The 11,933-nt window shown below is 46.0% G+C and carries 12 protein-coding genes; 6 read left to right on the forward strand and 6 right to left on the reverse strand.

Going from position 1 to position 11,933, the window contains the following annotated elements; genetic code table 11:
• Positions 1-14: 14 nt before the first annotated feature.
• A complete protein-coding gene (locus G395_RS30945) occupies positions 15-620 on the reverse strand; it encodes a DUF6934 family protein (RefSeq protein WP_211237741.1) in 606 nt (201 codons plus the stop codon).
• A gap of 88 nt (positions 621-708) precedes the next feature.
• Here G395_RS30945 and G395_RS0104110 point away from each other — a divergent pair, with 88 nt between their 5' ends.
• A complete protein-coding gene (locus G395_RS0104110) occupies positions 709-1,131 on the forward strand; it encodes a VOC family protein (protein WP_026628917.1) in 423 nt (140 codons plus the stop codon).
• A gap of 94 nt (positions 1,132-1,225) precedes the next feature.
• The gene (locus G395_RS0104115) at positions 1,226-2,095 is read left to right on the forward strand and encodes a CE1 family esterase (RefSeq protein ID WP_026628918.1); all 870 of its coding nucleotides are present in this window, start codon (positions 1,226-1,228) and stop codon (positions 2,093-2,095) included.
• Here the strand turns inward: G395_RS0104115 and G395_RS0104120 are convergent.
• The 3 genes from G395_RS0104120 to G395_RS28480 all read right to left on the reverse strand — a co-directional run bounded on the left by G395_RS0104120 (position 2,073) and on the right by G395_RS28480 (position 4,469).
• Positions 2,073-2,822: an ImuA family protein gene (locus tag G395_RS0104120; RefSeq protein WP_026628919.1), complete on the reverse strand. Its 750-nt coding sequence runs from the start codon at positions 2,820-2,822 to the stop codon at positions 2,073-2,075. The genes G395_RS0104115 and G395_RS0104120 overlap by 23 nt on opposite strands.
• A gap of 99 nt (positions 2,823-2,921) precedes the next feature.
• Positions 2,922-3,647: a 3-keto-disaccharide hydrolase gene (locus G395_RS0104125; RefSeq protein WP_026628920.1), complete on the reverse strand. Its 726-nt coding sequence runs from the start codon at positions 3,645-3,647 to the stop codon at positions 2,922-2,924.
• A gap of 99 nt (positions 3,648-3,746) precedes the next feature.
• Positions 3,747-4,469 (reverse strand): hypothetical protein, encoded by a 723-nt coding sequence (locus G395_RS28480; RefSeq protein ID WP_157486540.1) that lies wholly within the window; start codon positions 4,467-4,469, stop codon positions 3,747-3,749.
• Position 4,470: 1 nt separating this feature from the next.
• Here G395_RS28480 and G395_RS28485 point away from each other — a divergent pair, with 1 nt between their 5' ends.
• The gene (locus tag G395_RS28485; RefSeq protein ID WP_051349970.1) at positions 4,471-4,893 is read left to right on the forward strand and encodes an MOSC domain-containing protein; all 423 of its coding nucleotides are present in this window, start codon (positions 4,471-4,473) and stop codon (positions 4,891-4,893) included.
• Here G395_RS28485 and G395_RS0104140 read toward each other — a convergent pair.
• Positions 4,890-6,191, reverse strand: coding sequence for an MFS transporter (locus G395_RS0104140; protein WP_229203958.1), 1,302 nt, complete (start codon positions 6,189-6,191; stop codon positions 4,890-4,892). The two genes, G395_RS28485 and G395_RS0104140, sit on opposite strands and share 4 nt — an antisense overlap.
• A gap of 150 nt (positions 6,192-6,341) precedes the next feature.
• Between G395_RS0104140 and G395_RS0104150 the strand changes: the two genes are divergently transcribed.
• Positions 6,342-7,148, forward strand: coding sequence for a hypothetical protein (locus G395_RS0104150; protein WP_026628922.1), 807 nt, complete (start codon positions 6,342-6,344; stop codon positions 7,146-7,148).
• 12 nt (positions 7,149-7,160) lie between these two features.
• On the opposite strand, the gene G395_RS28490 is transcribed toward G395_RS0104150, so the two are convergent.
• Entirely contained in the window at positions 7,161-8,876 is a 1,716-nt protein-coding gene (locus tag G395_RS28490) for a serine hydrolase domain-containing protein (protein ID WP_051349971.1), read from the reverse strand.
• A 145-nt stretch (positions 8,877-9,021) separates the two neighbouring features.
• On the opposite strand from G395_RS28490, the gene G395_RS0104160 reads away from it, so the two are divergent.
• Together G395_RS0104160 and G395_RS32370 are read left to right on the forward strand one after the other, a co-directional pair.
• The gene (locus G395_RS0104160; RefSeq protein WP_026628923.1) at positions 9,022-11,373 is read left to right on the forward strand and encodes an ABC transporter permease; all 2,352 of its coding nucleotides are present in this window, start codon (positions 9,022-9,024) and stop codon (positions 11,371-11,373) included.
• 90 nt (positions 11,374-11,463) lie between these two features.
• Complete coding sequence (locus G395_RS32370; protein WP_026628924.1) at positions 11,464-11,916, forward strand: LytR/AlgR family response regulator transcription factor; 453 nt, start codon at positions 11,464-11,466, stop codon at positions 11,914-11,916.
• Positions 11,917-11,933: the final 17 nt, after the last annotated feature.

Below are 11,933 nucleotides of genomic sequence, written 5' to 3' on the forward strand. Positions count from 1 at the left end.
TCAAATTTAACCAATCATTTTAGGTTTAACAAAAATGCATCATAATTTGTGTTTGGTTTAAATACTTCCCACACTCCGGAACGTCCGTAAGGCCAGCCGCCCGCCAGTCCAGGATTGGCGTCATCAATTGTCCTAAAACCGTAAATGTTATGTCTTTCTGATAAATAAGAGAGATTCTTGTTTATCCCAATCTGATATTTTCGTGTTCTGACAGCCAATTTGCCAGGCAAAATCAGGCCCGTGGCGTAGATACTCACGCTGGGATGTACATTGAGAAATTCAATAGCTTTCGATGCAACAGTACCAAGAATTAGGTTCATATCGCCATTGCGAAGCTCCGTGCTATCATCAATCGTTTTAAAATCATCTGCGAGTAATCCAAAAGCAAGATTAAATAGGTTTTCACCAATCGGCTCGAAACGGATCCTCATTTCAAAACGACCATTCCTGCCTTCACTGAAAAACTTAAACTCCGCTTCACCGATCAGCTCGGTCGTGTAACTTTCAATATTCATTTTAGTTATAGTGTGTTTTAAAAAACCAAAGATATTAAAATCTTTATTCTGCCTACGAATCACAACTCCTAAGAAGCCGGAAAAGCGTTTTCTCAACTGATCCAAGGATATCTATGTACAACCATCAGTAGCAAATGAGTTTTTAATCTTAATAAAGTAAAAACTAACTACTTGTAAATAAATCACCAACAACATGATCAAGCCACTTTATCCTTGCCTTTGGTATAATGGAAATGCGAAGGAAGCTGCGGATTACTATTGTTCTATTTTCAAAAGTTCCAAGATCACTTCTGAGAACCCGATGGTGGTGACATTTGAGCTGAATGGGTTCAAATTTATGGGGCTGAACGGCGGTCCGCATTACCAGTTCTCTCCGGCTACTTCCTTTGTGGTTGAATGTGATACGCAGGAAGAAATCGATTATTACTGGGAGAAACTAGGTGAAGGCGGTTCCTACAATCAGTGCGGGTGGCTGGATGATAAATTCGGGATGTCCTGGCAGGTAGTGCCAAGTGTTTTGTCCAAATTAATGTCGGATCCTGAAAAGGCGCCGAGGGTGATCGCGGCATTTATGCAGATGAGTAAATTTGATATTGCTGCGCTTGAAAATGCATAGGACAGGGCTGGCTGAGTTTATTTAAAGGATTTGTAGAGAAAACATCGGCTAAAAGGTAACTTGCGCCAAAACATTTTAGCCCCCTATTCCAAATATGTTGAAGTACATTCTTCCTTCGCTGCTTTCTATTTCCATGTCTGCAAATGCGCAGTTGGTTTCCGATTCCTTGCTCATTGAAGGCCATCACCGCGTTTTTGTTTATGACAAATCCGTGAAGGTCAAGCCGGGTGCAAGCCTTATTTTTCTGATGCATGGCTCGGGTGGTGAACCGATGGGATTTGCGCCGAGAGCTGCGAAGTTGCAAGCCAGGGCCGAGGTTGAAAACCTTGTGCTGGTATATCCGGCTGGTTATAAGCGATATTGGAATGAATGCAGAAAAGCCTCAACAGCAATTGCCAACAAGGAAAATTTAAATGAAGAAGCATTTTTCTCCGGAATGATCGACTTCTTTTCCGATAAATACAAGATCAACAAAGCAAACGTTTTTGCAACCGGATTTTCGGGTGGCGGTCATATGTCGTACAAGCTGGCGCTGACCATGCCTGATAAAATCCGGGCCATTTCGGCGATTGTTGCCAACCTTCCGACGGATGAAAATATGGATTGCGTGGCTATGAACAAACCGCTGCCGGTCATGATTACCAACGGAACTGCCGATGAAACCAACCCCTATAATGGCGGTGAAGTGAAAACTGCGGGTGTAACGCTAGGCACTGTACGCGCGACAGATCAGTCATTTCAATACTGGGCAAAACTGGATGGTTACAGCGGTGAGCCTGCCAAATCAATGATGCCGGATGGCGACAAAACCAACAATGTTACTGTCGAAAAATACACCTATCAAAAGAAGGGAAAACCCGAAGTAACATTATTAAAAGTCATCAACGGCAAACACGAATTCCTGACCGATTTCGACATCTTCGAAGAAACCTGGGCATTCTTTAAGCGGCAGATGGCGAAGTAGATTTGCGGAATGGAGTCGCCATCTTTACTTCTTGTTCCAGATAATTGAAACGCCCGTCCGACCATTCCATTTTCCATTCACCGGGTTCCCCGTTGCGCACTTTCAGAAGCTGGACGTGCCAGCGGGGAAAGCCTACACCGGGCATATCATCTTCCAGCTGACTGGGAATAGGTGTCACTTTCCAGCGCGAAACGCAAGCTAATGTGTTCAGGTTCCGCGGATTGCAACGATGCAAAAAACCGGTCACACGGCTCTGCTCCACAGCAAGTTGCAATCGGCGGGATTGGGTTAATGTGATTTCATTGAGCTCTCCTACTACGGCAGTGAGCGCTTCACATTTTAATGATTCCTCCACTGCCCATAACACATCCTGCTCTTTCAGGAGATCTATAAAAATAACCCTGTCCGGCTCAATGCCAAAAAACTTCATGGCCGGAGGAAACAGAGTGCGGTTCATGCTGATCCATAGACAAGCCCCGCCCTTTTGCAACAATTTACCCAGCAGCCCCATCATAAAACCCGTGGTTGCCGCGGCGTCTTCCCTAGCACCACTCAAAAACTCATGAACCGCCCCGGTCGGGAAAACCTGGTTCGGGAATGCCTTTTCCAATGCTCCAAAATCAAACGAACTTTTTGCCCCTTCCGATGCGGTCTTAAAGCCCTGCAAAGAAAGGATCTCGTCTTGCAGCCGCTTGGCAAGATCGCTTTTTGGCGTCGTCTGGTTCATGATGGAAGTTGAGTAATTGTTATTATTGATAACAATTTTATGATTCCAAAAGTACCATTTTACTTTTATAACCGCAAAACATTTTTTGATTTTATAAATTCAAAGCTTTCTCAACTTAATGTTGCGATACCAAACCGTGCTTCCCCAGTCCTGCAACCCGATCCGCCCGTCATAGGATCCTTTGGAGATGGGTGCTGCTTTGAGTCCGCTGTTCGCCACTTTTTGCTTCCAGTCAGCGCTGTTGAGGTCGTGCTCCTGGACCATGAATTCGTTTTGATACACCGTAAGCTTTCCTTTCTTTACTATAAAATGGATTTTATTCCATTCTCCCTCCGGATTTCCTTCGCGTAAACGCGCATTGGCAATGCCGAAAAAGTCGCTGGCGCGGTGTGTATTTTCCTTGGCACCTTCATAAATTTTATCATCGATCACCTGTAATTCCAGGCCTGTTGTGTGCATATTCGGGTATTTGGCTGCTTCTGTTACAAAAAAGAAAATGCCGCTGTTGGCATATTTGCTTACTTTCCATTCAGCCTTAAATTCAAAATCACCGGTCACAACTTCATCCGTAACGATATCTCCGCCATTCTTTGCTTTATTTCCAGCTCGTTCAGGCACATTCAATTTAATGGCACCTTGTTCGATAATCCAGGCCGTCCCCACCTGCTTGCCGCCATAGGCATGCCAGCCTTTGAAGTCTTTACCATCGAACAAAAGCTTCCAGCCGTCCTTTTTTTCCGTGGCAGACAGCGTGTTAAGGGCTTGTGATTTAGCACCTACATAGGCGAAACTCAAAAGCAAAGCAAATAAGGTGGGTTTGAACATTTTGGATATTAAGATTATTGTTAGAGAACAAGCGCGTCACTCAGGTAAAATACTTATTTATTCACAAAATATCTGACATAGCAACTTTTGTAAAATACCCTACTCTTTTAAAATGCTCTCCACAATCGTCAAGGATGCTTGCTCGCAGAAATCCAGGCCTGAATAATCCGGGTTATAACCTCCGATGTAAGGAACGGCCATAACATAAATCTGGCGATTCGTAGAACCCGAACGCTCCAAAACCTGAAAATGGTCTGTAATGGCAATCCCTGGCACTTTCAGGTAGAAATCTTCCCTGGCCGTTTGCTCCACATTCTCGTTGCCATCTGCAATGGCTGCACCGCCTTCTGCCGAAGACCTGAATTTTAAATGTGCGGGCATAACAGTTCCATCGGCGATGAGGCTTTTGAACGGAAAACTTTCAAAAGGCAAATGCGGCTGACCGATACAATCCACAAAGGTGTTGTAATAAATGGCCTTCTCTTCACCTGATTCATCCGTATCATGATAAGTTATACCGCCTTTGCTTTCCGGAACAAGTTTACTATGTATCGACTCCTCATTCCGGATCGACTTTTCCGCCTCTACATATTCTTTTCTGAAAAGCTTGAATGGCTCCGTTTTTTCACGCACAGCCATCATCGACTCCACAAACTGCTCTATGTTCAGCTCCCGGATCCTTTCGTAAAACTCCGGATCTTTGTCGCGGAACAGGTCTTTAAAAGCATTTTCGAAAATATAGTCCAATTCAAGAAAACCGTCGTTTTCATTCCGGTTTTGCTCTATTTCTTCCTTTGTCAGCAAGGCTAATACACACCGCAAAATGGGCTCGGTTTATGCCGTAACCGATCGTACGGTGAGCTTTGCAGACGACTTTCCGTTTCTGCTCATATCCCAGGCCTCGTTGGACGATCTGAACGGCAGACTTTCACAATCCGTGGAAATGAAGCGCTTCCGCCCCAACTTCGTTGTTTCGGGCACTGCACCTTTTGAGGAAGATCTTTGGAAATACATAACGATTGGAAATACACGCTTTGAGGTTGCAAAACCCTGTGAACGATGCGTAATGGTCAACATTGATCCCAAGACAGGGATCAAGAGCCCCGAGACGCTGAAAGTATTGATGGGTTACCGCAAAGAGGGAAAGGATATATTTTTTGGTCAAAATGTCATAGGACTGGAAACCGGCATCGTCCGGGAAGGAGATGCCATATCGCAGTCATTGACCATTAAAAGAACTACTTAAAAAGTCTCTGTCGGGATAACGTTCCGCTTTTTAGGGTTTGGGATCACAAGTAATGTAATGATCGTGGCAAGCACCAGCGCCCCGGACATTAATGTATAGGAAGCATTGAAATTACCGGTTTCGCTATTGAGATAACCTACCAGATAGGACCCGGCAAACGAACCCAGCGCACCCAGACTATTGATAAGCCCAATTGCCCCGCCGATCACATTCTTAGGCAAAACATCCGCAATGGCTGCGAAAAAAGGCCCGTATGGCGTGTATAACGCCCCGCCCGCAATCACCAGTAACGCATAGGATAACCAGAACTTCTCCGGACCAAGCCAGACAGTTGCATACAAACAAATGGCTGCAACCAGCAGAAAAGGCCAGATGAAAATACTTCTGTTGCCGGATTTATCAGAAAAATAAGAGGCACTCAGCATCCCGATCACAGCCAGCAAGTAAGGAACAGACGACAGCCATCCCGTGGTAACCATATTCATATCCGGCGCAGCCTTAATGATCGACGGCAGCCACATCACAAACCCGTAAACGCCTACGCTCCACAAAAGATACTGTAACGATAACAGAATGACTTTTTTGGAACGGAAAGCCTCCGCATAGTTTTTGACTGGTTTAATGCCCACCTGCTCTTGCTGCAAGCGTCTTTCCAGTTCTGTTTTCTCGCTATCCGTAAGCCACTTTGCTTCAATAGGACGTTCGTCAATCAATTTCCACCAGATAAAAGCCCACAGAATTCCCGGCACACCCTGAATAATAAACATCCACCGCCAGCCCATTGAATCGATCAGATAACCCGAAAGTACGGACATCCAAAGCACCGTTACGGGATTTCCGAGGATCAGAAAAGTGTTTGCGCGGGAGCGCTCCTCTTTGGTAAACCATTGGCTTAGTAAGATCAGCATTGCGGGCATAACTGCACTTTCCACAACGCCAAGCATAAAACGGATCACGATGAGCGTAGTGGTATCATTAACGATTCCGGTGGCTGCGGCTAATGCGCCCCAAAGGATCAATGAATAGAATATCAGCTTCTTAGCTGCCTTATGCGCTGCATATTGTGCGCCGGGGATCTGGAAAAAGAAATAACCCAGGAAGAATAGCGAGCTTAGTAATGTAGACGTGTTGGGTGTAATGTTCAGGTCGTCGGCCATTCCGCCGGCAACCGCAAAACCGAAATTGGCCCTGTCCAGGTAAGCAAGACTGTATGTAATGAAAACAACGGGAATGATCCGGTACCATCTTACCTGCGCCAATTGTGGTTTCATGCCTTTGGGATTCTCTACTGAATGCATTTTATCAATAGTGTTAAGGCTTCAAGCGCAGGATTATACTATTTGAACGGCCTTGCTTATAAATGCGGAAGTGTGGAATGGTATATCAATGTGGTTAACGTCTTTGTTAACTAATTGTGTGCTAACTTCATCCGTTCAACTTTGCCACAAATGAAAACGCTCTCCCTGATCATTCTTACATTCACATTCATTGCCTGCAAGGACAAGGAAGTTGACAAAACAGCTGTTGAAAGTGAACCCTGCATGCTTCTGAGCTATGTAACAGATACAACCGGCAGCGGGGCAAAATTTGAGATCAATTATGACAAACAAAATCTTATAACGGGAACCACATATGCCTATACGGGCTATTTTGGGGATACGACGAAGTTAAAGAGCACCATCAGCTATTATTACAATGAGGACAAGCCGTCGTCCATCAGCAATTCTGAGAACGAAAATGTCATTCGATTTGAATACAATAATGAAGGACTTTTATCCCAAAAGACCTGGTACGAAAAGAAAACGATACCCCGTCAGAGAATAAATCTGGAATGGTCAGGCGGCAAAATTGCCCGGGTCAAAAGAAGCCTTTTCGAGCGGACCGGCGCGGCCGACGACCCGAAAAGCTATGTGGAAAAGGCGCACGACTACATTGAACTGGAAATCGATGCAAAAGGAAATCTGGCAACACTGAAAAGATACTCCACTAAAAATGAGCTCATTTCGACCAACGCATACGAATACGACAATAATCCCAATCCATTTGCAAGATTATACAAGATCCAGGCGGCGTTTTTCGATGATCAGGAACATTTACTTTCTACTAATAACAGGACAAAAGTCACCACAACCAATTCCATGAGCGGGAAGGTTACCGTGCTCGATTACAAGTTCAACTACGATGCCGCCGGATTTCCTAAAGATGGATTTTACATGAACCAGCGGGCGCTTGCTATGCAGTATAAATGCAAGTAAATAACTTGATAATCAATCATTTGCGAAATTTTCAGGGAGTCTTTTAAACCACAAATTGGCCACGCGTCCGTTTGTCATGCGAAGTCCGGTAATCTCTCCGGCCTTTCCGCGGACCATTTCGATATTTTGGACAAACCACCAGGGCGCATTCAGGCGGTCCTTATTAACCACGTTCAAATCCACCTCCCCGTGATGCACATGGACGAGTTTTAACTTGTCGTCTTTGAAACTGATGGTGTAAATGGTTTCCAGTTCCGGACTATAATATTGTCCCGCAAAATCTGCTTTGCTGACATCCTTATCCTGCTTTGGCTCCACGCGGTTACCCGGATGTTCACCATTTTGCCGCAAGGTGATTTTAGTCACCTTACCCTCTTTCGGCTTATGAAAAACGATCGAAGCCTCTACAACTTTCAGATAAAAAGTGGAATCGGAAGAAGCGAACATTTCAACCGCTTGCTGCCCTGTGGCCTGGGTCATGTAACGGTCGCCCTCTTTCCTGAAATTCAATATGAATCCGGGCGCTTCCGCGAGCTCATAGGAGCCTGCATACTGCCGGAAAAGGGTTGAGTCAAATTTATAGTTTTCGTTTTTCGGACTTTCAGCAGGTTTTTTCGCCACCGATTTATCTTCTTTAAACAAAGAACCCATATAAATTCCCGCCACGTCAAATGCCTTTTTCTCCGGCGCAAATTCCGCCTGGTTACTCAGCACAATAAAGCCGTAATCCTCTTTCGGAAAATACGTGATAGACGACCGGAAACCGGCATCCGCACCATTATGGCCATAATAAGCCAAACCTCTGTATGTTCCGTGGGCCAGGCCGAAAGCGTAAGGCAATGTATCGCCCTTGGCAATGCGGCCGCGTTCGAGCATTTGTTTCATCACCGCAGGTCCGCCCAGTTGTGAAGTGCGGAAGTTGTTCATCCAGAACAACAGATCATTAACCGTTGTAAATAAGCTCGTTGCACCCACATTACCATAGCTCAGAATGGCTTTCTCAAATCCGCCGTCTTTTTCCTGTGATTTATGGAAGGAATAGGCGCGCCCTTTTACAATCTGCTCCTGGTTATCGTAAAACAATGTATTTTTCATTCCCAGCGGCTTGAAAACTTCTTGCTGCATCCATTCGGCGAACGGCTTTTTACCAACGCGGCTGACCACCTCAGCCAGCAAAGTATAACCGGTGTTGCAGTACGCAAAGGCCGAGCCTGGCTCAAAATTCAACTCTTTTTGCCTTTTGATCAGGTTGAAAACGTGTTGCTTGGTAATGACATCATCAAGCTGCCAGCCTGCCATGACCAGGAGGTTCCACTGGTCGCGCAGTCCGCTTGTGTGGTGGATCAGGTGACGGATTGTAATGGTTTTACCAAAATCCGGAACTTCCGGAATGTGCTTCCGAATGTCGTCATCCAGGGAGATTTTCCCCTGCTGGGCCAGCAATACAATGGCATAAGCTGTAAATTGTTTAGACACAGATGCGACGTGAAATATGGTCTGCGGTCCGTTTTTCGCGCCTGTTTCTACATCCGATTCTCCAAAACCTTTGGCATATATCAGTTTCCCCTGATGGACCACGCCAACTGCCGCCCCGGGACTGCCCGGCTTGTTCCATTCCGAAAACAGCGAATCAGCCCTGGGCGAAAGTTTGTCGGACTGGGCAAAACTGGTTGAGATGTGCGCAACGGAAAGCAGCGCCGTGGTGGTCAGGTAAAGTAGCGGTCTCATAGAGGATAGATGTATATTTTACTAAGGAACGAACAAAAAAGGAAGCACGCAAAAATTTAAAAACTAAGCTTTTAGTTTTTAAACGTATAAGTTAGTTCTATATTTGAGAAATCATATTGATCCAATTCCCAAAATCTAAAAAGCCATGATACAGAATTACTTAAAAATTGCCCTCCGGGTTTTGCTCAAACAACGCCTGTACACGTTTCTAAACATTGGCGGACTAGCCATCGGGCTGACGACCTCGCTGCTGGTTCTGCTTTGGGTCAAAGATGAAATGAGTTTTAACAAATTTCATCCCAACTATGACCGCATTGTGAAGGTTATGCTCAACATTGCGACCGAGTCACAGACCACCCAGACCTATGAGCTTACTGCGCCGCCGGTTGCCGAGGCCATGAAACGGGAAATCCCTGGCGTGGTAAATGCCACTTGCTCCTGGGAAAACAAAGCAATGTTCACTTACGGCGAAAAAACAAATGAAGAAACCGGACTCATGGCGGACCGGGCATTTTTGAAAATATTCAACTTTCCCGTTTTAAAAGGCAATGCGGAAACTGCGCTGAGCAAGCCAAATGTCATTTTGATCACGCAAAAATTTGCTGAAAAATATTTTGGCCAGGCTGATCCTGTCGGCAAAGTGATCAGGATCGGGAATGCCGAACATTGTTATATCGAAGGCGTCCTGGAAAATGTGCCTTCCAACTCTTCGCTTCAATTTGACTTTATCCGGTCAATGCCCGATTCGATGAGCACGGCCTCCTGGGTGGAAGTGAAAGCCCATGTTTTTGCGCTTCTGGAACCGGGCGTGAACATGGAAAAGCTTCGGGATCAGATGAAACCCATCACCAAACGCCATATGCCTGAGTTTGTCACGGGATGGAACTATTTCCCTTACAGCCTCAACGACTGGCATTTACGAAGCCACTTCGAAAATGGCGTTTACACTGGCGGCGGGCGTATCAGTTATGTGCGGTTGTTTGTCATAGTGGCCATTTTTGTCCTGATTATCTCTTCAATCAATTTTACAAACCTATCCATTGCGCGGGCAACCGGGCGTTCGAAGGAAGTGGGCATACGCAAAGCAATCGGCGCAAAAAAATCTGCATTGGTTGCACAGTTCCTGGGCGAGTCTTTTATCCTCACATTCCTGGCCGGATTAATCAGCATAGGCTTGATTTATGCCATATTGCCTTTTTTTAATGATTTTCTGGACAAAAAAATCACCATCAACTGGCTGGATCCGTCCTACTCCGTGAGCCTGCTCGGCGTGCTGTTGCTTACAAGCTTGCTGGCTGGGTTTTATCCGTCGTTCGTGCTGTCTGCGTTCAAGCCGGTTTTGGTGTTGAAAGGCGCTGGTCTGGGAAATTCAGCAGGCCCCGCATGGCAACGCAAGGCGCTTATCATTGTGCAGTTTACCATTACAAGCATTCTCATGGTAGGCACAGGCGTTGTGTATCAGCAAATTGAATTTATCAAAAACCGTAGTCAAGGCTACGACCAGCATGATCTGGTCCGGATTGAGGCTAAGGAACTGTCCCAGGTAAACCGTTACAGGCAGGCCCGCACAACATTGTCTGAAGTGCCTGGCGTGGAAGCATTTTCCAGCGCGAGCGCAACTTTTCAGGGAACATTCGGGCGCAACTATGTGGAATGGATGAACGGCCAGCAGCGGGAAAGGAATATGTTCGCAGTCATCAGCGGCGATCATAATCTGACATCAACACTGAAAATGAAAATCCATTCGGGCCGGGAATTTTCCCCAATGCTGGCTTCGGACAGTGCCGGCGTGATCATTAACCAGGAAGCAGCCCGCAGAATGAACCTGGAAGAGCCTGTTGGCAAGCAAATCCAGGTAAACGGGATGGAAATGACCATTACGGGCGTAGTTGAGAACTTCCATATCGCATCCGTTCACCAGATGATCGAGCCCACCGTAATCTTGTTCCGACCATTCCAAACCCGGTTTTTCTTTGCCAGGATCAATAAAAATGGCAGAGCTGTCACTATGGAACAGCTTAAAGAAAAATACGAATCGCTGCTTCCCGGCGCTATTTTCAATTACCAGTTTGTGGATCAGGAATACGAGCGCATGTATCAGAGCGAGATACAGGTGGGGACGCTGGCTAATTGGTTTTCGGCTGTCGCCATCATTATTTCGTGCCTCGGACTTTTTGGACTTGCCTCATTCTCAGCGGAAAGGCGGACTAAAGAAATCGGTATCCGGAAAGTTTCAGGCGCTTCGGTCACGGAAATTTTTGTATTAATGAACAAAGATTTCGTCAGACTTGTGTTGCTATCCTTACTCCTGGCTGCCTACCCGGCCTGGTATATGATGAATCTCTGGCTGGAAAAATTTGCCTACCACACGCGCATCAACGAGTGGATTTTCGTCCTGTGCGGCCTCGGCACCATCAGCATTGCCATCATTACCGTGAGTTATCAAAGCATGAAAGCGGCCCTGGCCGACCCTGTGAAAAGTTTGCGGCATGAATGACAGGCAAAACCCCTAACCTGCCTTTTTATTTTGTGGATATTTCGGGCCGATGCTTTTGCATATATTGAGCCGATATTTACTCATTCCTTTATGAACGGCAGTACGGTCCCGCATGTACGTTTTATTGCAATCGACGATAATCCTCTGGATCTTCTTTTTATTACCGAATTCGCAAAAGCATCCCCGTTCCTGCAAAACTGCGGCGCTTTTTCGAGTGCGCTGGAAGGTTATGAAGCGCAGCAATACATTAAGCCGGATCTTGTTTTTTGGACATTGAAATGCCTGGGTTCTCCGGCCTTGAATTATTACGCAAGATCCGGGCCGAGGTGGATATGGCCGTTTTCATTACAAGCCATGCAGGATTATACCAAAATCATCACACCGCAAAAAAACTATATTACATTATCCACGCTCACCTGCTTCATGGAGCAGCTTCCGGCCGACCGTTTTATGCGCGTGCACCGCAGCTATGCCGTTTCTTTAAATCAGATCAAAGAATTGCGGCATTCGGAAGTGGTCTGCAACAACACCATTATCCCCTGACCTTTGCGATACACTGG

The organism is Dyadobacter alkalitolerans DSM 23607 (assembly GCF_000428845.1).
GTDB classification, from domain to species: domain Bacteria; phylum Bacteroidota; class Bacteroidia; order Cytophagales; family Spirosomataceae; genus Dyadobacter; species Dyadobacter alkalitolerans.

Bases quoted from the DNA above. Each gene is read 5' to 3' on its own strand.
- G395_RS0104125 (WP_026628920.1), bottom strand. From the start codon at position 3,647: ATGTTCAAACCCACCTTATTTGCTTTGCTTTTGAGTTTCGCCTATGTA.
- G395_RS0104120 (WP_026628919.1), bottom strand. From the start codon at position 2,822: ATGAACCAGACGACGCCAAAAAGCGATCTTGCCAAGCGGCTGCAAGAC.
- G395_RS0104110 (WP_026628917.1), top strand. From the start codon at position 709: ATGATCAAGCCACTTTATCCTTGCCTTTGGTATAATGGAAATGCGAAG.
- G395_RS0104140 (WP_229203958.1), bottom strand. From the start codon at position 6,191: ATGCATTCAGTAGAGAATCCCAAAGGCATGAAACCACAATTGGCGCAG.
- G395_RS0104150 (WP_026628922.1), top strand. From the start codon at position 6,342: ATGAAAACGCTCTCCCTGATCATTCTTACATTCACATTCATTGCCTGC.
- G395_RS28490 (WP_051349971.1), bottom strand. From the start codon at position 8,876: ATGAGACCGCTACTTTACCTGACCACCACGGCGCTGCTTTCCGTTGCG.
- G395_RS28485 (WP_051349970.1), top strand. From the start codon at position 4,471: ATGGGCTCGGTTTATGCCGTAACCGATCGTACGGTGAGCTTTGCAGAC.
- G395_RS0104160 (WP_026628923.1), top strand. From the start codon at position 9,022: ATGATACAGAATTACTTAAAAATTGCCCTCCGGGTTTTGCTCAAACAA.
- G395_RS0104115 (WP_026628918.1), top strand. From the start codon at position 1,226: ATGTTGAAGTACATTCTTCCTTCGCTGCTTTCTATTTCCATGTCTGCA.
- G395_RS32370 (WP_026628924.1), top strand. From the start codon at position 11,464: ATGAACGGCAGTACGGTCCCGCATGTACGTTTTATTGCAATCGACGAT.